The sequence below is a fragment of the Paraburkholderia sp. J11-2 genome (genome assembly GCF_905220185.1).
Classification (GTDB): Bacteria; Pseudomonadota; Gammaproteobacteria; order Burkholderiales; family Burkholderiaceae; genus Paraburkholderia.
This window is the reverse complement of the sequence record NZ_CAJMYY010000014.1, coordinates 39,528-60,446: the sequence shown is the minus strand read 5'-3', so window position 1 is coordinate 60,446 and position 20,919 is coordinate 39,528. Positions and strand designations below refer to the sequence as shown.

Annotated in this window: 17 protein-coding genes; 9 read left to right on the top strand and 8 right to left on the bottom strand. The window is 62.3% G+C overall.

The genetic code is table 11. From position 1 onward, the window contains the following. Positions 1–16 precede the first annotated feature (16 nt). Positions 17–790 (bottom strand): DUF2092 domain-containing protein, encoded by a 774-nt coding sequence (locus tag U5A57_RS20330; RefSeq protein WP_321913466.1) that lies wholly within the window; start codon positions 788–790, stop codon positions 17–19. 416 nt (positions 791–1,206) lie between these two features. On the opposite strand from U5A57_RS20330, the gene U5A57_RS20325 reads away from it, so the two are divergent. Next, positions 1,207–1,575, top strand: coding sequence for a response regulator (locus U5A57_RS20325; RefSeq protein WP_321913465.1), 369 nt, complete (start codon positions 1,207–1,209; stop codon positions 1,573–1,575). Positions 1,576–2,090: 515 nt separating this feature from the next. Next, positions 2,091–2,696: a response regulator transcription factor gene (locus U5A57_RS20320; protein WP_321913464.1), complete on the top strand. Its 606-nt coding sequence runs from the start codon at positions 2,091–2,093 to the stop codon at positions 2,694–2,696. A gap of 274 nt (positions 2,697–2,970) precedes the next feature. On the opposite strand, the gene U5A57_RS20315 is transcribed toward U5A57_RS20320, so the two are convergent. Next, positions 2,971–3,381 carry a hypothetical protein gene (locus tag U5A57_RS20315; RefSeq protein ID WP_321913463.1) on the bottom strand — a complete coding sequence of 137 codons (411 nt, stop codon included), beginning with the start codon at positions 3,379–3,381 and terminating at the stop codon, positions 2,971–2,973. 32 nt (positions 3,382–3,413) lie between these two features. Further along, the gene (locus U5A57_RS20310) at positions 3,414–4,871 is read right to left on the bottom strand and encodes a DUF1254 domain-containing protein (RefSeq protein ID WP_321913462.1); all 1,458 of its coding nucleotides are present in this window, start codon (positions 4,869–4,871) and stop codon (positions 3,414–3,416) included. Between the two features lie 360 nt (positions 4,872–5,231). Between U5A57_RS20310 and U5A57_RS20305 the strand changes: the two genes are divergently transcribed. Both U5A57_RS20305 and U5A57_RS20300 read left to right on the top strand, forming a co-directional pair. Beyond that, positions 5,232–6,275 (top strand): hypothetical protein, encoded by a 1,044-nt coding sequence (locus U5A57_RS20305; protein WP_321913461.1) that lies wholly within the window; start codon positions 5,232–5,234, stop codon positions 6,273–6,275. Between the two features lie 106 nt (positions 6,276–6,381). Further along, entirely contained in the window at positions 6,382–7,515 is a 1,134-nt protein-coding gene (locus U5A57_RS20300; RefSeq protein WP_321913460.1) for a transporter substrate-binding domain-containing protein, read from the top strand. A 92-nt stretch (positions 7,516–7,607) separates the two neighbouring features. Here the strand turns inward: U5A57_RS20300 and U5A57_RS20295 are convergent, their stop codons facing one another. After that, positions 7,608–8,132 (bottom strand): hypothetical protein, encoded by a 525-nt coding sequence (locus tag U5A57_RS20295; protein ID WP_321913459.1) that lies wholly within the window; start codon positions 8,130–8,132, stop codon positions 7,608–7,610. Between the two features lie 9 nt (positions 8,133–8,141). Beyond that, complete coding sequence (locus U5A57_RS20290) at positions 8,142–10,196, bottom strand: alkyl/aryl-sulfatase (protein ID WP_321913458.1); 2,055 nt, start codon at positions 10,194–10,196, stop codon at positions 8,142–8,144. A gap of 325 nt (positions 10,197–10,521) precedes the next feature. Here U5A57_RS20290 and U5A57_RS20285 point away from each other — a divergent pair, with 325 nt between their 5' ends. The 3 genes from U5A57_RS20285 to U5A57_RS20275 all read left to right on the top strand — a co-directional run bounded on the left by U5A57_RS20285 (position 10,522) and on the right by U5A57_RS20275 (position 14,271). After that, positions 10,522–11,934, top strand: a complete 1,413-nt coding sequence (locus tag U5A57_RS20285) for a DUF2252 domain-containing protein (protein ID WP_321913457.1) — start codon at positions 10,522–10,524, stop codon at positions 11,932–11,934. 380 nt (positions 11,935–12,314) lie between these two features. Next, entirely contained in the window at positions 12,315–13,007 is a 693-nt protein-coding gene (locus U5A57_RS20280; RefSeq protein WP_321913456.1) for a DUF1223 domain-containing protein, read from the top strand. 40 nt (positions 13,008–13,047) lie between these two features. After that, on the top strand, positions 13,048–14,271 hold the full coding sequence (locus U5A57_RS20275; RefSeq protein WP_321913455.1) for a lactonase family protein: 1,224 nt from the start codon (positions 13,048–13,050) through the stop codon (positions 14,269–14,271). Positions 14,272–14,341: 70 nt separating this feature from the next. On the opposite strand, the gene U5A57_RS20270 is transcribed toward U5A57_RS20275, so the two are convergent. Genes U5A57_RS20270 through U5A57_RS20260 form a run of 3 tightly spaced genes read right to left on the bottom strand, consistent with a single transcriptional unit; the run spans position 14,342 to position 18,567 of the window. Next, the gene (locus U5A57_RS20270; RefSeq protein WP_321913454.1) at positions 14,342–15,733 is read right to left on the bottom strand and encodes an FAD-binding oxidoreductase; all 1,392 of its coding nucleotides are present in this window, start codon (positions 15,731–15,733) and stop codon (positions 14,342–14,344) included. Positions 15,734–15,772: 39 nt separating this feature from the next. Then, positions 15,773–17,077, bottom strand: coding sequence for an MFS transporter (locus tag U5A57_RS20265; RefSeq protein ID WP_321913453.1), 1,305 nt, complete (start codon positions 17,075–17,077; stop codon positions 15,773–15,775). Positions 17,078–17,136: 59 nt separating this feature from the next. Beyond that, on the bottom strand, positions 17,137–18,567 hold the full coding sequence (locus tag U5A57_RS20260) for a sulfatase-like hydrolase/transferase (RefSeq protein ID WP_321913452.1): 1,431 nt from the start codon (positions 18,565–18,567) through the stop codon (positions 17,137–17,139). Between the two features lie 144 nt (positions 18,568–18,711). Between U5A57_RS20260 and U5A57_RS20255 the strand changes: the two genes are divergently transcribed. Continuing rightward, positions 18,712–19,647, top strand: a complete 936-nt coding sequence (locus U5A57_RS20255) for a LysR family transcriptional regulator (protein WP_321913451.1) — start codon at positions 18,712–18,714, stop codon at positions 19,645–19,647. Between the two features lie 676 nt (positions 19,648–20,323). Continuing rightward, positions 20,324–20,866: a glycine zipper domain-containing protein gene (locus U5A57_RS20250; protein ID WP_321913656.1), complete on the top strand. Its 543-nt coding sequence runs from the start codon at positions 20,324–20,326 to the stop codon at positions 20,864–20,866. Positions 20,867–20,919: the final 53 nt, after the last annotated feature.

Below are 20,919 nucleotides of genomic sequence, written 5' to 3'. Positions count from 1 at the left end.
TGTGGTCTTCATGGGCCTACCCCTTGTTCTTGACCGGAACGATTTCGATCTTCTTCGCGCCAGCGGGCGGATGGAACGAGAACGTGGCGTCGTTGAAGGTGGCGTGCGTCGTCCAGTCAATGACTGAACTGGACTGCGGGCGTGCGTCGTCGTCGCGGCGCGTGATCACGATCTTGCGCGGCAATGGACTTTCCCCGACCTTGATCCAGATTTGCCAGTCAAGATCCTTCTGGCGGAATGCGTAGTGATTGCACAGGTCTGAACCGATATAGTCCTGGCCCGCGAACATGGCGGACTCGAACTGCTCAGCGGGCGCGTTCGGCGTTCCCCAGATGAACAGATCGGCGAGCGGGAACTCCACACCATAGTTCTCGTTGAGCTTGTCGATCAAACCCGCGATCGTGCCGTCGAACGCGACGCTCGAGTAGTACTTCTGGGCCGGAGAAAAAAGCGTAACCGTTTTGCCGTCGAAGATGATCTCGCGCTCGCTTCGTGCACTCGACATGAGTGCGCGTATGCGGTGCGGCCGATCGACGTCTACGTCCGCCGTTGCCGTGTGCTGGAGCTTCTGGCCGTCTTCCAGCACGCGCTCGCCGGTGAGTTCGGTCGAAACGCTGAAGCGTTTGAGTGACTGAAGGTAGGCCCCCATCTTCTTGAGCGCTTCGACTGCCGCTGGATCGACTGGATTGGCAACGCTGCTTGCCGCGACCGGCGCGGAAGCCTGTGCGAAAGCCTGTGGCGCAACGAGTGTCGCGGCCAGTACGGCCACGCATGTAACCCTTCTCTTCATCGTGTTCTCCCGGCATATGAGCGAGAAGCCGCAGAAACGTGAAAGCATCGTTTTAGCAGGCGCTTTCGCAGCGTCGCGCTGCGCGCTTGCAGTGCCTAATGTAATGGCCGGAATCGCGAAAGGGAAGGCTTCTGCCCAATATTGCCCAAAGGGGAAATGGGATTGCCCCAAGTCCCGATGTTGCAACTCGCGTAACCGCGCAATGCTTTACCGAAGGTCCATGTCGTACACATGCTCGATAGATGGGTTGGCGATGCATCTGCTTCATCTGTCTCTTTCGTGGATCGTGCATCGAGGTAATGAATTGCATAGGATTGCAATGTAATCGAACGACTCCAGCGGAGCAGGCCCCGACCCCGTACGGCGTTGTGCGCGCGTCTGTACAAGACTCGATGTACCGGTGAGGTGGGTGTCGTATGAACGTGATGCGGCAGATGATCGTGATCGTGGAGGACGACGCCGGCTTGCGGCGCGCCCTCGAGCGGCTGCTGCGGTATTCGGGCTTTCGCACGCGGTCGTTTCGCAGCGCCGAGGACGCCAATCTATTCGAACTCGCCTCCACAGCGCGCTGCCTCGTCATCGACGTTCAACTGCCGGGCTTATCGGGGCCAGCCTTCTACGATACATTGCATGCGCCGCGGCCGCCCGCGGTGTTCATGACGGCGTACGACGGCGCACGCATGCGTGGCGCCGTCGAAAGCACCGGCGCGCATGCGCTGCTGACCAAGCCGTTCCCCGGCGAGGTGCTGGTCGAGGCGATTGCCAAAGCGACCGCAACGGCGTGACGCAAACCGGCTGCGCTGCAGCCGTGTCGAGGATTACGGTGAACCGTGACGTTCCCACGTCGCGTCGCCGTTTCTGCCGTATTGGGGCCTCAGCGTGAATGGCCCGCCGCCGCCCTGCACAGTCACAACCACGATCGAATGCCTGGTTCCCTGCCTGATTGTTTTCGCAATGCCACGCGTGGCCATTGAGATTTCGGCAAACGATTTTGCCGTTTTGGGCAATCCCAATCCCTATTCACTCCTTCATACGGAAGCCAACGCATTGCCAGTTATTTTCAACGGCAGCGCAGGAAAATAATACCGTTCATAAATGACAATAATCGAGAATTAGTCAAATTTTCCGCATGAATCCTCAAAAAACGATAGTGACGCCAATCGCGCAGGGTTTCTGAAAAGTTGCTATAAACCGATATAAGTTAGACGCATTCAAGAAGTCAGTTGCGACGATTGCGCGCTGTAGCCATTGCACGAACCTGGAATATCGTCGCATCGCACGATGAACGGCGGAGAAAAGCGTGACGGATCTTGAACAGACGGTGATTCATATTATCGATGACGACGCGGCAATGCGGACTGCATTATCGCGGCTTGTGAGGAGCGCCGGCTTCGAGGCGCGTGTGTATGCCTCCGCGGGAGACTTCCTGGTGAGCGCCCTGGACAACCGTCCGGGATGCATTCTTTTGGACCTCGAACTGGGCGGCCCGAGCGGCCTGGAACTGCAGCAGGCGTTGCTGCGCGACGCGCGGGCATTGCCCATTGTGTTCATGAGTGCCTACAGCGACGTGCCGCGCACCGTGCAAGCGATGAAGGCAGGTGCTGTCGATTTCCTGCTCAAGCCGTTCGAGCGGCAAGCGTTGTTCGACGCGATCGGCACGGCGTTGCGTGCGAACGCGATGCAGGCGCCCGTGCGGCACCCAGCGGCGGTGCAGCTTGCGGACCGTGAGCAGGTTGTGTTGCGCGGCATCGCCGCCGGACTTCGAAACAAGCAGATCGCAGCGGAACTCGGGTTGTCCGAACGCACGATCAAGTCTTGTCGCGCCGACCTGATGCGCAAGGTTGGCGCGACGTCACTCGCTGAGTTGCTGCGCCGCACACAAGCGATGGTCAGTTTGCCTGCTTAAAAGCGTGAAGGACGAACAGCGCCTGCGATGTTGTCGTGATCGCCGCACGGACAGATTGGCGAGCTAACGCCGCTTTTGGCGCGAATGAAATTTTTAGTTGTTGCGGATATTGAGTGTGTTCGGTGCATCGTAGTTATCTGATAGGCATTTTAGGCATTTTTCATCGTCGATTTACTGCTTTGCTAGCAAACATATAAATTCAGAAGATTCCGGCGAATCAGTCAGGCTGCATTTGCATTGATCATGGCAGATGCATGCTCTGAAGAGATCTTCTTCAGTTCTTTTTTTGCAGTTGCCATGGCCCGTTGCCCGTTCGGCAGTAGCGCGGATGCAGATTGAGCGTTTGCCCCTTCGCATTCAGGACCACATCGACGATGCGGCAAGTCCGGTCACCGGTCTTCGAGGTGTCGTGAGGCGTCAATGTGGCGTCGATCTTCACGCCGTTGCCCAAGCCTTCATTCGTCCACTGCGCCGATTCGCCGTCGCTTTTCGAGTTCAGTGCGGCGATGGCCGCCTGCTTGACCGAGTCGATGTCTTTCTGCTTCATGTAACTGAGCGGCGTGTCGTGCAGAAACTCGAGGTTCGCAGCAAAGGCGCTGTGCACGTAGAGGAGCAGGGCGCAGGCAGTTGTCGCCGCGTGCGCCAACGCGCGTACTGGTGAAGTCTTCCGGCTGTGCGAGATCATGGGTCCCTTCCTTGAGCATGGCCTGTTGACGCTTACCCCCGCTTGTGAATTTGCGGTGGCTTCCACGAACCGTCCAGAATGGGCTCCTTGCCCCAGTAGGCCCGGATATAGAGCGAGAACGTGCCGTCCGGGGCAGGCAGCCAGTTCGACTCCCGGTCGGCGCCCGGCGACTTCGAGCCAGCATAGAGCGTGAGAGAGCCATCGGCGTTGCGGTTCAACGTCGTGTTCTTGGTGCCGAGCGAATAGCGCTTGAGGTCGTTGGCGTGAAAGAGATGCTTGTCGTTGTAAAGCGTGAGCGACCAGAAGCCGTTGACAGGGGGCTCTTCGCCTTTCGCAAAGGCGATCTCGTAGGTGTTCGCACCGCTGAGTGGTGCGCCGGTCGCGTCCAGGTCCGTATAGAAGTACTGCGTTTCGCTGGGGCGATTGTCGAACATGTTCGACTTTGCCGTGCCCGTGCGGTCGAAATAATCGAAGCCCGTTTGCGCGTTATTGGCCGAGCGGTTCCAGCCGTTGCCGGCCGGCACGCCGTTGCGACGCCACGCGAAGAATGGGGCGATCACTTCCCGCTCCGTGTCGACGGCGCTGGAGACGAGCGCCTTTTTAATTTCGGGGTCGCGGTTCGCAACTTCCATGAGCGAGCGGAATTGCGCATGGAGCGCCTCCTCGCCGGGCAGCGGCGCTACGGTATCCAGCACCTCGCCGAATTGCTCGAAGAATTGTTCCGGGACGACCCACTTGGTTTCTCCGCCGTCGGCGCTGTCGTTTTGCGCCTGTGCAGGTGGCTTGATGATCGGCGCCTGATTCCAGACTATCGTCTTCATCTGGCCATCGAATTGCGTGAGCGGATAAAACACGATCTGATTGAGCACGGGCTGAATCGCCTGCTTGTCCTCAGGTGTGTCGTTCTGGAACACGCGCGGAATGGCATTGGCGAGCGCCGTTGGGCAACGAATGATTTCGGTGATACCCGAGGGCTTGCTCCCTTTCCAGTTTGGCCCGACGAGCAGGTAAAAGCCGTGGCGCGACTGGTACGCCTTGCCGAGATGTCCGAACTGGTTGGTGCGCGCGTCGTAGAGCGCGTAGACCCAGAAGCGCTCGCCGAAATCGGGCACCTGTGCGACAACGGGCTCGTCGTCGAGCGAGAAGAAGCCGAGGCCGTAGACGACGTCCTGGTTTGGGCAGGTTACGAACGTCTGGGCCGGATCAATGTAATCATGAAGCATGCCAACCTGGCCGCGCGGCGCCGCCGGAAGCACGCCATTGAGCAAGCCAGGGTATGGCGCCCTGGTGATACGTGCGCTCCGGTTGAGCATGTTCACCATTGGCCAGCCCCACACATAGGCCATGCGCGCAATCACTTGCGCATATTCGGGGTGCATGTTGATCCCCGACGGTGGAGACGCCTGCGCGGACGCGCTGGGCGCGGCGGCTTGGGCATCTTTCGCCGCCGCTAGTTTGCGTGTCGGGTTCATTTCATCTTGATCGGGCATGTCACTCTCGCTTTGTCGATCATGGCGTCGATAACTGCGCTGGCAACTCGGCATACCGGTGGCAGATGCACTGCGCTTTGTGCGCCTTCTCCGTTCAGGACTTTCATTCGGCGAGGCGAGCCCATAGCGCTTCATCGTGCGGCTGCATGGCAGTCCGCAGGGCCAGTTTTGCTCAGGCACCGAACTGAGGCGATAGGGAGTTCGGGCAATTGGATTGCCCTTTGGTGCAATCTGGCGCTTAACCCTTTATTTTCGTTGGGGGCGCCGCTAAATTACGCGCTGAAGGACGAACGGAAGGACGAACGGAAGGACGAACTGAAGGACAAATCGAGCGTCTCGCGCGAAGATGGAGAGCCCGAAATGATGCCGGCCACCGACACCAGGAATCCGGGCAACACGTACCGTTCTGAAGCGCGCTCTTTCCGACGCGCGCGCCGCACACATGGGACGGCCGTGCATGCGGCCGCAGCCGTGCTTCTGGCGGCGAGCCAGTTGCTCATGCCCGCCGCGGCGACGGCGCAAACGTCCCTCCCGGAATTTACAGGACCGAACGTACAAAAGCGCGCAAATGCCGTGCTTGCCTTGCTGTCCTTTACCGTCACGCCGGACCTTTCCGCGAGCACGCTCGGCATTCGCAACGGCTCCACGGGCGACCCCTCGCTGAGCATGACGCAGTTCGGCGGCGGCTTTACGCTGAGCCAGAGTTTTCCGCTCTATCTGGAGGGGGCGATCGGCGGGTCCCGCTACGATCCCACGTTCGTCGCCACGGACGGCCAGCAGGAGCGCGCGCTGCCCACCCGCTGGACCAACGTGGCGGCCACGGGCGGCATAGGCTGGGACTTTCCGCTCAACGAAAAGAAGGATCTCGTGATCCGGCCGATCTTCAACTTCTCGCTCGGCGAGGTGATCAGCGACGCGACCGCGGCGCAATTCCTCGTCAACCGGAAGACCGACAAGAACATCGACTTCATCCAGAACGGCAGGCTCAATGCGTATGGACTTGGCGGCTCACTGATGATTGGCTGGTATCCCCGCCAGGAGCCTTACGAGTTCGACCTCGAACTGCGCTACACCGACATCTATCTGCAGAGCTTTGGATCGTCCAGCGGCGTGCGCGGGACCGCGAATGCGCAGTCCACGAATCTCTACGCGCGCTGGCGCGCACCGACCGGGCTGCTCGCGTTCAACCGGCCGCTGCGCTATGTCCTCGAACTGTCGCACTCGGATTACCTCGGCAGTCAGGCTGACATCCTCGGCTTCAATCAGCTTACGTCGCTCGGCGCAGGTATCGAAATCGACACCGGCGCGGTCACCAAGCTCTTCTCGCGTTTGCGCATCGTGGCCCGCTACGCGTTCGGCAAGGATGTGACGGGCGCGTCGCTCGGTGTTGCGCTCAGTTTCTGAGTGGTACCGGTCATTGTCACGAAGGCGCCGCTACCCGCCAGGGGTGACGGTTCTTATACTGGATCTCATCGCTGCAACGCACGCAAGTCGCCTCTGGAGGGACGCCATGACGAAGCCGGCCTGGTGGCTGTTCATGCTCTGCCTGGTCCTGTTTGCGCCGGCACCATCCGGCGCCGCCGCCGAAGCCGCACAGCCATCTCAGGCGGCCGCCGCCGCGCCTGCGAGCGCGAGCACTGCGCCAGGCGGCGCGCTGCGGGTGGCGATCGCCACGGTCGCCCCGTTCGTGTTGCCGGAGACGGCAACCCCGGTGGGCTTCAGCATCGACATATGGTATGAGATTGCGCGCCGCATGCATGTCGATTTCACATGGGATCGCGTCGCGAACCAGCCTGATCTGCTGAGCGTCGTACAGCGTGGCGATGCGGATGTCGCCATCGCGGCGATCACCCTGACGCCGGAACGCGAAAAGCGCGTCGACTTCTCGCTGCCGTATTTCGATTCCGGTTTGCAGATCATGGTGCGCGCGCAAAGCGACAGCTCGTTCGTCGCTTCGCTCCGTTCGGTTCCGTGGCTCGCCCTCGGGCAGTTCCTTGCCGTCTCCGTCGTGATCGTCTTCGTTCTCGCCAATCTCGTATGGTTGATCGAGCGCCGCAACGATCCCAACTTCCAGAAGCCCTGGCTGCGCGCAGTCGGCGAAGGGCTCTGGGTGACCATGCTGATCATCGCGACTGGCGAACATGGCGAGCGCGAGAGCGCCGGGCTCTGGAAAAGGATACTGGTGCCCGCAATGTGGCTGATCGGGGTGGTGCTGATCGCGCAGTTCACGGCGACCGTGACGTCATTGCAAACAGTGGCGCGGCTGCAGTCGAATATTCGCGGACCGGACGATCTTCCAGGCAAGACAATCGGCACAGTGCCCGGCACGGTTGCCGCACAGTACCTCACCGGGCGCGGCTTGCCGTTCGTGAGCGTCAACAGCGCCGCCGACGGTTTCCGCATGCTGATGCGCGGCGACGTGCAGGCCATTGTCTACGACGCGCCCACGCTGCAGTATTGGGCAGGCCGGCTCGGCAACGGGAAGCTGGCAGTAGTGGGCCCGATATTCCTGCCTGCAAAGTATGGGATCGCGGTTGCGAACGGCAGCCCGTTGCGCAAGACCATCAACGAGACCTTGCTCGGGATGTACGAGGACGGAAGCTATGAACAGATTTACCAGAAATGGTTTGCGGCGAGCAAATAATCGTCGCGGCCTGGCAGGCGAAAGTTGAACCGCGCAGCCGTATCGTTTTGCCTCGGCGCGGCCGTCATGCTGAAGCGGCCGCGCCGAAGGCGTCAGGGTGCGACGGTGGCAGGCTCCGTGGCGTAGAACATCCGGGTTAGCGAGTCGGCGTGAATCTGCGGACCGTCGATCACGAAAAGCGACTCGCGAAACGCGTGCTCAACGTCGAATCGACCGGCTAACCAGCCGCGCAATGCGGCTTCGGACATGATGACAATATTGCTGCGTTTCGCCTCTTCCGTTGTCGTCACGTCGGGGATCTCCGGAACGATGTCCGGATCGAAGCCTTCCGTGGTGGCGTGGAAAAAGCCCCACGTATCGTTTTCGATGAGCAGGACATAAAAGTCAGGCAAGTCGAGGAGACACGCCTCCGTGTGCGCGTCTTCAATGCGCGCTTGCAGCAGATTCAACGCCTCGACCGCGGCCATGCGCTTTCGCGCCGCGGCGAGCGCGCCCTCGTCGATGTCGATCGCTTCGATCAGATCCGCCTCGATCGCCTTTCGCGTTGCAACGGCCACGCTCAGCGCGAGCGGGTGGCTGATACCGAACTCGATCTTGAACTCACAGACTGCGCACATGGCGGAACCTCACGGCGTAACGATGTTGAACCAGAAGTCGAAGGTGTCGAGCCACGAAACGAACTCACCGAGTTTCTGGCTATTGCCGTCGACCTTCACGTCGCCAGCCATGACGAGCTTCTGCATGTTGGTCTTGCCCATCATGATGTCGTTGAGGTTGGCGCGTGTCATCGTAACTGTCGCGTCGGCCGCTTTCGAGTTCTTGTTCCTCGAATAGTGCAGCGCGCTGTTCTCGACGCCCAGCACGTAGTTCTCTTTCGTATCGGTCAGATTGAGGTTGAACTCGGCCGTCTTGCCGGCCGCACGGTCGCCGTTGAGCCGGATGCCGAGGTAATCGAGGAACATGTCGAGCGGCATGGCCTGGATGGTGTCCGGGCTTTGCGGCTGCGGGGCGGGCAGTTGCTGAATGCCTTTACGCAGCTCCATGGCGCCGGTCAGATAGAAGTTGCGCCATGACGCCGATTCGGACTGGTAGCCGAGTTGCTCGTAGGTGTCGGCGAGGAGTTGCTTCGCGGCCGTGTTTTGCGGCTCCGCGAACACCACGTGATTCACGACTTCCGCGACCCAACGGTACTCGCCCTTGCTGTAATACCCGTGCGCCTTGCTGAGGACGGCGGCCGAGCCGCCCATGAACTCGACGTAACGCTTGCCGGCGTCGGTCGGCGGCAGGCGGTGCAGATTCGCCGGTACGCCGTCGAAGAAGCCGAGCCGCAGGTTGTACTGCGCAACGGCGTCGTGATAGACCGTGCCGTAGTAGCCGCGGCAGAACCAGTGTTTCGCGAGGCTGTCGGGTAGCCGCATCGCTTCGCCGATCTCCAGCGGCGTCATGCCCTTGTTGGCCATGCGCAGCACCTGGTCGTGCATGTAGCGGTACATGTCGCGTTGCGCGCGCAGGAAGGCGACAACGCGATCGTTGCCCCACGTGGGCCAGTAGTGCGAGGCGAAAACCACCTGCATGTCGTCGCCGAACATGTCGAGCGACGACTGCAGGTACTTCGACCAGAGGAGGGCGTCGCGAACCTTGGCGCCTCGCAGCGTGTACAGATTGTGCAGCGTGTGGGTGGCGTCTTCCGCGGCGCAGAACGCCTTGTACTTCGGCAGATAGAACATGAACTCCGAAGGCGCCTCCGATTCCGGCGCCATCAGTACCACGAGTTCCACGCCATCCAGCGTCAACTTCTGTCCGGTCTTTTCGGCGAACATGGAGGGCACGGCCAACGTGATCGTGCCGACCGAAGTCGTCTTGCCGAGGCCGCCGTCGACAATGCCCGTGGGGCTGCGCGGCAGCAGCGAGCCGTACATGTAGCTCGCACGGCGCCCCATGGCGTTCCCGGCGATGATGTTCTCGCCCACGGCCGCTTCGGTGAAGCCGGCGGGCGCCACGATCTGAACTTTGCCGGACTTCAGGTCGTCGTCGCTCACGAGCCCGCGTACGCCGCCGTAGTGATCTACGTGGCTGTGCGTATAGACGACGTGCGTGATGGGCTTGTCGCCAAGATGCGGAATGACGAGTTGCTTCCAGACTGCCGAGGCCACGTCGGTCGTGATGAACGGATCGACCACGATATAGCCGTGGTCGCCGCGAATGATGCTCATGACGGAGAGGTCGTAGCCGCGCACCTGCCAGACGCCGTCGACCACCGCGAAGAGACCGTGATTCATGTTCAGCTTGGCGTTGCGCCAGAGGCTCGGGTTCACGGTCGGTGGCGAGTTGTTCTCAGGCCCACCGCTCACGAACGCGAACTGCTGAAGGTCCCACGCCGGGGTGCCGTTTGCCTGCTTGATGATGACGGGTTCGGGGAGCGTTGCGATGAGCCCGCGTTTGGCGTCTTCGAAGTCCTGTGCGTCTTCGAAGGAAAGGAAGTCGGCATATTGCTTGTTCACCGCGATGGTCGCGGCCGAAGCCGGCTTCGACGCGCCGCCCGTCGGGGTTGCGCTCGAACCGGCTTGCGCCAGCGCCTCGCCTACCGCGCCGGGAAGCGTCGTGGCCACCCCGGCCACTGCCACGTTCTTCAGGAATGTTCTGCGTCCGCTCGCTTTTGCCGCGTCATCCGGTTCAGACATGATCACCTCCGGGTTAGGGGTGGAAATATCAGGCGCAGGCGGCCTGCGAGATCGATCAAGACCTCTGGTAACACTTTTCGCAGAGTCTCCCGATTGCGGCTATAGGTGCTTGGGGCAATATCATTGCCCGTTGGTGCAATACGATTCATACGGCAAATTCGACACCTGAAGGAAGGGATATTGCGCGACGTTTGCGAACGAAAACGCGCGAGTAGCAACGATTGCATGGCCATCAAATAGGGCAGTACAACGAACGACTCGATGCTAGACTGAATGGGGTCGGCTGAACGCGCATCAAAAAACTTACCCAGAACGAGGTGGGCAAATGGCGGGCACGCAAACATTGGCTGAAAGGCAGGCAGCGGGGCGTCAGGCGCGCGAACGTGCGAAGCGTTCCCGGCACGCGGAGATCGGCAACACCGAACGCGACCCCGTCGAACTGCTTCGGGCAAACAGCGCAGGACGGGTCGACGCGCTTGTGCCGTTGCGCTATGGACGCATGTCCCTCTCTCCGTTCACGTTCTATCGTGGCAGCGCAATCATCCAGGCTCACGATCTCGCCGGAACGGTCAACTCCGGAATTGCCTTTCCCATATGCGGCGACGCACACCTCATGAACTTCGGCGGCTTCGCGACGCCGGAGCGGCAACTGGTGTTCGACCTGAACGACTTCGACGAGGTCGCAAACGGACCATGGGAATGGGACCTCAAGCGGCTCGTTGCGAGCTTCGCCATTGCCGGCGAGCACATGGGCATGGGGCGCGGTCCCATCGGCGAGTTCGTATCGGCCGCGGTTCACGAATACGCCGAGCGCATGCGCGAGTACTCGGAATACAGCACGCTGGACTTGTGGCACGAGATCATCTCGTTCGAACGCATGATGGAGACCGCCGCGACCGAAGAAGGCCGGGCGCTCATCGCCAAGACGAGCAAAAAGGCGGCTTCGCGAACGCACGAAAGCGTGCTCGCCAAGATGGCGACGCTGCGCGACGGCCGCTGGACGATTCAGGACGCACCGCCCGCGCTGTTCCATCCCACCGGGCCGAATTCGCTGCTCGGCAAGGATAGCAACTGGTCCAACGCCGAAGCGTGGCAAGGCAAACTCGCCAAGGCGTTCGACGAATACCTGAGCACGCTTTCGACCGAGCGCCGCATGATGATCGGTCAATACGAGCTTCACGATATCGCGTTCAAGGTGGTGGGCGTTGGGAGTGTCGGCACGTTCTGCCTTGTCATGCTGTTCGTGGACGGTCACGGGAAGCCGCTGTTCCTGCAGGTCAAGGAGGCGCGCGGGTCCGTGATCGCCAGATACTACGAGGCGCCCGGCCTCGAGCATCAGGGCCAGCGTGTGGTTGTCGGCCAGCGGCTGCTGCAGGCGGCCAGCGATTCGTTCCTCGGCTGGACTTCGGGGCCTGCCGGCAGGAACTTCTATTTCCGCCAATTGCGCGACATGAAGGTGTCGGCGGAAGTGGAGCGGATGAACAGCACCTTGATGCAAGGCTACGCGCGCCTTTGCGGTTGGGCGCTCGCTCGCGCGCATGCCAAGGCGAGCGGAAAGGCTGTCGAGATCGCGGCCTATCTCGGCAATGGCGACCGCCTCGCCGAAGCGCTAACCGAGTATTCGTTGGCGTACGCCGCGCAGAACGAGGCCGATTACAAGGCGTTCATGCAAGCCTGCCGCTCCGGAAAACTCGAGGCGCGCAGCGACGAAGACATGGCGGCGGATTTTCGCGTGTGACTTTCCGCGTTCGGCAGCGAGCTTTGGCGGAGCCGGCAGCAGGCCGGCTCGCCGCTTGATCGACGTGACATTCCCCACCCCGTGCGTGAGACTCGGTTGCGGCCGGCCGACCAACGGCGCGCTCCCGTCGCCCTGTAAGCATTGGGCGACCCTCGATCCGAAATCACCTATCCCGCCTGGTCTCGCAAAAAAAACTTCTCCGGCTGTAACCAGAAAGCGTTACCCAACGAACTAACGGTCTCGGGCAACGAATGTCCGTGGCTGAACGCGGCTTGTTGGTGCCCCTGAATGCAGTGGGTATGCGGGTCTGCCTGGAGCGGTGGACTCAGTGAGCGCGCGCGACGAATTCAACGGCAATCCCGTCGCCCTGGAGATCGATCATGCTTGTACGGCTCGTTGCTGTCGCGTCCTTCCTGCTTGTCGCCCCCATTGTGGCGTCAGCCCGCCCAGTCGTTGTCGAGTTGTTTACTTCCGAAGGGTGCTCCTCTTGCCCTCCGGCCGATGCTTTTTTGTCGGAGCTCTCTCGTGATCGCCCTGAGTTGCTTCCACTCGCCTTTCATGTGACGTACTGGAACAGTCTGGGCTGGCAGGACCCTTACTCTTTGGAGGCGGCCACACAGCGCCAGGCCGAGTACAGCGCCCGCTTCGGCGACAGTCCCTATACGCCGCAAATGGTCATCGACGGTCAGAAGGGACTGGTTGGTTCGAACCGGCGTGCCGCCGAAGCGGCGATCGCGAAAGCCCAAAAAGCTGATGAAGCCGCGGTGGCGGTGAGTGCTGTGCGTCACGGCAGGACGATATCGGTCACGGTTGGGCGCGGCGCCGGCCATGCGCAAGTCGTGCTGGTTGGCTATGACGCCGGGCACGTGACGAACGTTGCGCGAGGCGAAAACACAGGTCGCACGCTCAGGGAATCGAATATCGTTCGCTCGATACAAACCGTCGGCGAATGGACGGGTGCGCCGCTGAAGCTTGAAAGCGCGACCCCTGCCGGTGAACAGGCGGCAATTCTGATTCAATCAACGGACGGTGCGATTATCGGTGCGGCGCGAGTCGCCAGCATAGGGCTCTGAGCAGGTCGGGAAGATTGGAATGACGTGGAATTCTTTTCGAATGTTTGATAAGGATTCCAAATCACATATTGACGCGCCGGGAGAAGCACCGGCGCTCAGTGCAGTGGCGGTACCTTCAGTGAAATCGAGTCTACCGAATCAGGAGTTCGCCATGTCATATGTCACCCGCAGGTCATCGTTTCTCTATCGAACCATCGCGCTCACAGCGGCGTTGGGATTCGCTTCAATTAGTGTTGCGCGAGCGGATTCTGAGGCCGATGTGCGAGGGGCGGTCTACGTCCTGACAAATCAGCCATCCGGAAACTCGGTCATGGTCTTTTCTCGCGCTGGAAACGGAACACTGACCTACGCGGCCAGCTACTCAACCGGCGGAAAAGGCGCGGGCACCGGAGCCGATCCGCTAGGCTCGCAAGGTTCGCTGACGCTGGACTCGGGTTTTCTGCTCGCCGTGAATGCCGGCAGCAACGATGTTTCGCTCTTTGCGGTCGACGGCGACAAGCTGACTCTGCTCGACAGAGCGCCATCGGGCGGTCAAATGCCTGTTAGCGTGACCATGAAGGGGCCCATAGCGTATGTGGTCAATGCCGGCGGTACACCGAACATCAGCGGTTACTTCGTCGACGCGTTCGGCAAGCACCTCGTTGCGCTACCCGGCTCGCAACGGCCGCTTGCTGGCGGAGCCAACGCCCAGCCTGCGCAGGTCAAGTTCGCACCGGAAGGCAACGAATTGCTGGTGACCGAAAAAGGTACGCAACTCATAGACACCTATGCCGTTGGTTTTACCGGTTACGCTTCGACTGCGACACCTCATGCTTCAAACGGCGTGACTCCGTTCGGCTTTTCGATCACGGCACGCGGTTATGCAGTCGTCTCCGAAGCCGGGTCCGGGTCGGTTTCCTCATATGACGTCGTGGACGGCAAGCATCTCGATTCGATCACCGCTTCGATCCATCTGGGACAGTCCGCGCCGTGCTGGCTCGTCACAACCGGCGACGGACGTTATGCCTATACCGCCAATGCGGGCAGCGGCACGATCAGCAGTCTGCAGATTGGCGCGGACGGCACGCTAAGCTTGCTCAATCCAGCAGCAGGGACGCTCAGCGCGCCACTCGACATGGCGCTCAGCAGCCGCAGCAAGTTCCTGTACGTGCGGGAGGGAAACGGCGCGGTAAGCGGCTTTCGCGTGAAGCCTGACGGCGCGCTCGAACCGATTGGATCAGTGACCGGCGTACCGCCCGGAGCCCAGGGGATCGCAGCGCGCTAGGCGCGTCTATCCGATGGCCGCTTCAGGGGTCTGGCGATTGATGAGCGGGGCCGCCGATCCTCCAGGCGGCTCAAGGAATGACCCGTCCGCTGTTAAGGATGTTCGACGGGTCTATCGCGGTTTTGAGCTTGCGCATCAGGTCAAGCTCTGCATCCGAGCGTGTCAGTCCGAGAAAGGCGCGCTTGACCACGCCGATGCCGTGCTCCGCCGAGATGCAGCCGCCCGCTTCGCGCACCGTCTCGTAGACGAGCGCCTCGACATCGAGCAGCGCGGATTCGTCGGCGTATGGGCCGCTTAGTACGTGCAGATTGCCGTCGCCGAGATGGCCGAAGAACAGATGCTTCTGCTGTGCAAACTTCTCTTCGAGCCGCGCGCGCAGCGTCGCGACGCAACGTTCCATCTCTTCCATCGGCACACCCACGTCGAAGGCCGCGTGCGGGCGCGTGGCGGCCAGCAACTCGCCGACCGACTCGCGCGCGGCCCACAACTGCTTTGCCTGCTCCAGCGACTGCGCGACGATCACGTCGTCGATCGTGCCTGCTTCGAGTGCGTCGCCAAGCGCTTCTTCGAGCGCGCGCTGAGCGTCGTCGTTGGCTTCGCCCAGTGTTTCGACGAGGGCGTAGACCGGATAACGCGTCGAAAAGGCAGGCTTAAGCCTGGCCACGTCGCAGGCGGCCAGCATGAAGTCGTCCCACATCAGCTCGAACGACGAAAGGCCCGGCAAGCGCATGCGCAATGTCTTGAGCAAGCGCGCGGCCGCATCGAACGAGCCGAGCGCGCACAGCGCCGTTTGCGCGGCGGCGGGCTTCGGTTCGAGCTTGAGCACGAGGCGCGTGATGACGCCGAGCAACCCCTCCGAGCCGATGAACAACTGCTTGAGATCGATGCCCGTGGTGTTCTTCGTCACGCGATTGAGCATCGGCAGCACGGTGCCGTCGGGCAGGGCGACTTCGAGACCGAGAATACGCTCGCGCATGGTGCCGAAGCGCACGACGCGATTGCCGCCCGCATTCGTTGCCGCGTTGCCACCCAACTGGCACGAGCCGCGCGCGCCCAGATCGAGCGGGAAGAACCAGCCTTCGGCTTCGACGTGCGTTTGCAACTGCTCGAGGAGCACGCCGGCTTGCACGGTCACGGTGCCGCCGGTCGTATCGAACGCCTCGAGCGCATTCAGGCGCGCAAGCGAAAGCGCCACTTCGCCCGCCTGCGGCGTGGCCGCGCCAGCGAGGCCGGTCAAGCCGCCTTGCACGACCACCGGCTGCCGGTATTGCGAGAGCACGGCGAGCGCACGCGCGACTTCCTCGGGTGTGCGCGGCAGGATCACGAGCGGCGGCGCGCAGCGCGGCGCGTCGCTCCAGTCGGCCGCGTGCGAGTTGGCGACGGCCGGATCGGTGCTCACGCGGTCGGCGCCAAGCGCATTCGCTAGTGCGTCGGGAAGGGACATCGGAGGCGAGGCTTGCATGGTTTGGTCGGTTGGGATCGAAGGAGTCGGGGGTGTCGCCTAGCCGGTCTGATGCATGCGCTCGACCTTGCCGCCAAGCCGCTTGAGCGCGAGCCCCGCAACGAGCCCGATGCACGCAATCGCCGTCATGTAGAGGCCGGGCGCGACAGGTCCGACGCGATGCAGCAGATCGGTCACGACGAGCGGCGTGATGCCCGTGAACAGCACGGTCGCGAGATTGAGCGAGAGCGCGATGCCGGAGAAGCGGACGTGGGTCGGAAAGAGATCGGCGAGCAGGAACGCGTAGGTACCGTTCACGAAGCCGCCGACGAAGCCAATTACGGCGAACGTCGTGAACGGATCGATGCCATGCGCGGCCACGAGCCGGTAAAACGGATAGCTGCCCGCAAGCATGATGAGCGCGCCCGCGCGATGCACGAGGCGCGGCGGGATGCGGTCGCCGAGCCACGCGCAGGCGAGCAGCGACGCGGACATCGTCGCGATGCCGACGTTTTGCGCCGCGCTCGCGATAGCCGGCGAATAGTGCAGCACGGTCGTGAGGTACGACGGCAATACGACGAAGAGCAGGCTGTTCGCCGCGTTGACGATGCCCGCCACGCCCACGCCCGCCGCCACTTGCCACGCAAACGTGCGCAGCACCGTGCGAAACGGACGCTTGGCCTTGTGGCTGCGCAGGCGCTGGAATTCCGCCGATTCTTCGAGCGACGTGCGCAGCCAGTACGAGAGGAGCCCGATCAGTCCGCCAAAAATGAACGCGATGCGCCAGCCGTACGCAATGACGTCGGCGGCGTCGAGCGTTGCGTGCAGCGCGAAGCTCATCAGCGTCGCCGTAAGCACACCTGAATTGAGGCAGAACACGACGAGGCCGCCGACAAGGCTCGCGCGCTGCGGCATCTCTTCAACGACGTACGTGATCGAACACGGCAATTCGCCCGCGAGAAAGAAGCCTTGCGCGAGGCGCAGCAACACGAGCAGCACGGGCGCGAATACGCCGATGCTCGCGTAGCCGGGAATGAGGCCGATGCCGATCGTCGAGGCCGACATCGCAAGCACGGAGACGAGAAAGATCGCGCGCCGGCCGAAGCGGTCGCCGAGGCTCGAAAGCACGATGCCGCCGAGCGGCCGTGAGACGTAGCCGATCGCGAATACGCTGAACGTGCTGATGAGCGAGGCGATGGGATCGGCGGCGGGGAAGAACTGCCTCGCGATCTCGCGCGCGAACACGCCGTAGATGATGAAGTCGTAGATTTCGAGCGAGCCGCCGAGGCTCGCGAGTATCACCGTCTTCCACTTGCGCTTGAGGCCGGCCGGCGTGGCGGCCGCGGCGAGTCCGGCTGATGGCATGGTCGTCTCCAGTTTGTCTTTGTCGTCTTTTCTTGTCGGTCAGTGCGCGGTGGCGCGCACTATGCCGCCGGTACCGGCGTCGCGGCGGGCGTGCCGGTCCTGAGCGCGGCTTCGCGTCCGCCGAACGATTCGATCAGCCGTGCCTGATCGGCCTTCGCGGCGGCATCGACGGCTTCGGGATCGAGCAGTGCGCGCAACTGCGCTTCGAAGCGCGCGAGCACGTGCGCGTAGGCGGGATCGGCGGCCACGTCGTCGAGTTCTTCGGGGTCTCGTTCGAGATCGAACAACTCGGGGCGCAGGCCAACGTAATAGTGAAACTTGTAGCGCGCGTCGGCGAGCAGATAGGCCGCCGCTTCCGAGCCCACGGCGTGATACTCGCTGAACGCGAGCCGCTCGCGCTGCGCGGGCGCGTTCGCCAGTTGCGCGAGCGAGGTGCCAGGGCCCGTCATCAGCGTCTTGGGGCAGCCGGTCAGGTCGAGCAGCGTGTTCTGGACATCGACGAGCGACACCGGTGTCTCGCTGACCTTGCTTGCGGGAATGCCCGGCCCGGCGACGATCATCGGCACGCCCGTGGATTCCCGGTACATCAGGCACTTGTTCCACATGCCGCGCTTGCCCAGATTGTCGCCGTGGTCGCTGCTGTAGATCACGGTGGTCGTCTCTTCGAGACCGTTGGCGCGCAGCGCGTCGAGCACCTTGCCGGCCTGCGCGTCCATGAACGAAACGAGCGCAAGATAGCACGCCACTGCGAGACGCCGCCGCTCCTCGCTGCCGATGGCCGAATCGTGGTCCATATGGCGCGCCTGGCGCTCGACCCACGGGTGCCGCACATAACCCGTCGACGGATGCAGCAGCGGCAGATCGAGCGATTCTGGCGGATACAGATCGAGCCACTCCTGCGGCACGACGAGCGGGAAATGCGGCGCGACGAGACCCACATACAGCGCCCACGGACGGTCGTCGCGCGCGTGCTCGCCGAGCCACGTCACCGCCGTGTCGGCCACGCGCATGTCGAAGCGGTTGTAGCTCGAGGTGCCCGCGCCGATCTTGTCGTACAGCGGCGAGCGCCCCATCGTTTCGGGCAGCGGCTCGCGCACCGAACCCCAGACCTGGCCGATGCCGTCGAGGATGTGCACCGCGTGATGCTGCTGGTGAAAGCCCACGGGCGCGTCGTCCGAGCGGTAGTGAAGCTTGCCGACCGACTCGCACAGCACGTCGTGATCGGCGAGGTGATGCGCCCAGCCGCGCGGCACGCCGTCGTAGGCGAGGGCGTTGTCCCAGCAGCGAATGTCGTGCACGTGGCGGCCGGTCGCGAGACTCGCCCGCGCGGGCACGCAGATCGGCGAGGGCGTGTAGGCGTTCGAAAAACGCGTGCCGCGCGCGGCGAGCGCGTCGAGATTGGGAGTGCGGATGAACGGATGGCCCGCGCAGCCCATGAGGCCGTGCTGATGCTCGTCCGAGAGGATGAAAAGGACGTTCGTGGGTCGCATGATCGATTTGTCGGGCCGTCTGGCATAGGGCGCGGCCGTGTCTCCTGCCCTCAATAGTGGTACGCTCACGCATGAGAGGCAAGTGAGCATTTTTCAAAAGCGAATAACTTTTTGTTATTCGCAGCAGGCCAGCGGCAAGCGACCATGGACCCGATCGAGCGATTCTTCGAGGCTGGACTGAAACTCAGTCATTTGCGCCTGCTCACGCTGTTCGACAGCGTCGGGCAGATCCGTCTCGTGGCCGAGCGCCTGAATCTCACGCAGCCTGCGGTGTCGAAGCAGCTCGCCGATCTGGAGGCGGGCATCGGCACGCCGGTGCTCGAGCGCGTGGGCAACCGGTTGCGCTTCACGGCGGTGGGCGACGTGCTGCTGCGGCATGCACGCGAGGTGTTTCATCAAATCGAGCGGGCGCGCTACGAGGTCGATGCGCTCACGAGCGGACTCTCGGGGCGCATTGCCGTGGGTGCGGTGCCAACCGTGCTGCCAGTGTTCGCGCCCGAACTCGTGCTCGAACTGAAAAAGCGCGCGCCCCACGTCAACGTGTCGTTTTTTGAAGCGACGAGCGACCGGCTATTCCTGATGCTCGCCGCGGGCAGCCTCGATATCGTGCTGAGCCGCACCGAACCGCAGGAGGGTGTGGGTGCGCTGGCCTCGCGCGCGTTGCTGGACGATCCTATCGTGATCGTGTGCGGACGCGACCATCCGCTCGCGGCGCGGCGTTCCGTCAAGCGCGCCGATCTTGCTGGCTTGCCGTGGATTCTGCCACCGCGCGAGGCGCCCACCTTCGTCGCCCTCGAACGCTGGATGCAACGCGGCGGCCTCGAGTTGCCGGCGGGCTGCGTGCAGTCGGTTTCGATTCAGGCGAACGAGACGATGCTCGGCCTGTATCCGTTTCTCGCATTGATGCCGTTGACCGTGGCACGGCGCGGCACGCTCGCCATCCTGCCGATCGAAGGCGCGCGCTTTCTTGAAACTGTGCGGCTCTACTACGGCGAAGTTTCGCCAAATCCCGTGCTGGCTACGGCACTGGATTGCGTGGCCTCCGTGAAGGTGCGGATTGCCGCTTCGCTGCATGCCTGAGCGCTAATGTGCCGGGGCGCGAATCGAATCATGGAAAAAACGGGGGACGACGGCAACGAACGTCTCCATGGCTGTCATGCGATCCGTCGTTGTCAGCGAAATGACGGACGTCGACGCTTGTGCGTTCGACGGCGCGGTCAACCGCATCTCATTCTCGCGGACCGCACAACACGCCGGGAATATTCGAAGCCCCATTTCGTTTTAGCAGGATGCGAGTCGCACGCAGCAACGCTGCGCTGTGGCTGCGTGACGAACGAGCGTGCGAGCAGACTGCCATTGAACGGTCACATTGCGTCGTCCTGAAGAAGTCATGCCGCTCGAAGCTACGCACGAGCGGCGAACAGTCATCACGATGCATCGCGACACCTGGCGAATCACCTACCTCAAATAGAGGAGGTTGACCTATCGCGATTCTGATTGCGCGCTTGCACAATGAGGACGATAGCCGTACCGACGAGACAAGGTGAATCAACCGTTTTTTCGCTCGCGAGCGGCAATTTGCGCCACAGCCGCAAGGCGTAGTGGTCCATAGCGGACGGTTCAGCGTGGACGGTATGGAACCCGATCGCGGCACCACGCCATAGTCGCGACGCGTGCCATCGCATGCACATAGGTCGGCGCGGGTGAGGTGGGGCGGTACGCCTGCAACCGCCGCTCAACGATGGATGGAGGCCACATGTCACTCATCGTCGCAGCACGCTTTACGACGTTCCCCGCAGCTGAAGACGCGGCACAACGGGTCATCACTGCCGGCTTCGTCGAAGAGGACGTCACACTGTTTTTCGTCAATCCGTGCGGCCAGCACGGATTCGAAACCATCACAGACGCAAACGCGAGGGAGGCGCCGGCGGGTGCCGAGATAGGCATCACGATTGGCGCAGTGGTTGGCGCTCTGGTCGGCGTCGGGGTCTTCGCAGTGTTTTCGCCGCCGCTTATCGTGTCGCTGATCGCGACGGGGGTGAGTGCGTATATCGGCTCATTGGTCGGCGCGATGGTGCGCACGCGCGAAGCCAGCAACGAAGAAACCCGTGAATCCGGCGTGCTGGTGGCCGTACACGTGTCGCCGGACAGCCAGTTGGACGCCGCACGGGTGCTGCGCGATGCGGGAGGCGCGGCGATCGAACGCGCGACCGGCTGCTGGCAACAAGGGCGGTGGGCCGACTTCGATCCGCTCAAGCAGCCTGTGCCGCTCAACGAATTCAGAGAGAAGCACGCCTGATTTGAAGGTGTTTTTCGCTGAAGTTTTCTCCGAATCAATCAGGAGACAAATTG